Consider the following 1,071-nt stretch of genomic DNA (forward strand, 5'->3'; position numbering starts at 1 on the left):
TCGCCGCCGACCTTACCGGTCACGGCAATATCCTTGCCCGATTCTTCAGCGTTCACCACGCCGTCGCCGGCGATGGTGTCGATCGTGATCGAAGCATCGATCTCGGTGTCGACGCTGTAACCCTTGTCGGCTTCGGCGGTCTTCGAATTACCCGCATCGTCCGTAGCGGTCACGGATGCGTGGACATTGCTGTCCTTAGCCAACTCGGCACCAGGCACGTTGATGCTGTAGCCCAGGGAACCGTTACCCAGGTCGACAACCTTGCCGGTGTAGTCCTGACCATTGACCGTCAGGGTGACGGTGTCGCCCACCTTGACGTCGCCACCGACCTTACCGGTGACGGCAATGTCCTTGCCGGATTCTTCGGCGTTCACCACGCCGTCGCCCGCGATCGTATCGATCGTGATCGAGGCGTCAATGTCGGTGTCGACGCTGTAGCCCTTATCGGCTTCAGCGGTCTTGCTGTTGCCGGCGTCATCGGTCGCCGTGACGGAGGCGTGGACATTGCTGTCCTTGGCCAACTCGGCGCCAGGCACGTTGATGCTGTAGCCCAGGGAACCGTTGCCCAGATCCACGACCTTACCGGTGTAGTCCTGACCATTGACCGTCAGGGTGACGGTGTCGCCGACCTTGACGTCGCCACCGACCTTACCAGTGACGGCGATGTCCTTGCCGGATTCTTCGGCGTTCACCACGCCGTCGCCCGCGATCGTATCGATCGTGATCGAGGCGTCAATCATTGACCGTCAGGGTGACGGTGTCACCGACCTTGACGTCGCCACCGACCTTACCGGTGACGGCAACGTCCTTGCCGGATTCTTCGGCGTTCACCACGCCGTCGCCCGCGATCGTATCGATCGTGATCGAGGCGTCAATGTCGGTGTCGACGCTGTAGCCCTTGTCGGCTTCAGCAGTCTTCGAATTACCCGCATCGTCCGTAGCGGTCACGGAGGCGTGGACATTGCTGTCCTTGGCGAGTTCCGAGCCCGGGACGTTGATGCTGTAACCCAGGGAGCCGTTACCCAGGTCCACGACCTTGCCGGTGTAGTCCTGGCCATTGACCGTCAGGGT

At 61.4% G+C, this 1,071-nt stretch carries 2 protein-coding genes; both read right to left on the bottom strand.

Features of this window, described 5'->3' with window-relative positions:
• A partial coding sequence (locus CEY09_RS31760) for an Ig-like domain-containing protein (RefSeq protein WP_143219605.1) occupies positions 1 to 740 on the bottom strand: 740 nt, incomplete at its 3' end.
• Positions 733 to 1,071 (bottom strand): Ig-like domain-containing protein (locus CEY09_RS31765; protein ID WP_143219606.1); only part of this gene is annotated, 339 nt, incomplete at its 5' end. The genes CEY09_RS31760 and CEY09_RS31765, both read right to left, overlap by 8 nt.

Source organism: Achromobacter marplatensis (assembly GCF_002209535.1).
GTDB classification, from domain to species: domain Bacteria; phylum Pseudomonadota; class Gammaproteobacteria; order Burkholderiales; family Burkholderiaceae_B; genus Achromobacter; species Achromobacter marplatensis.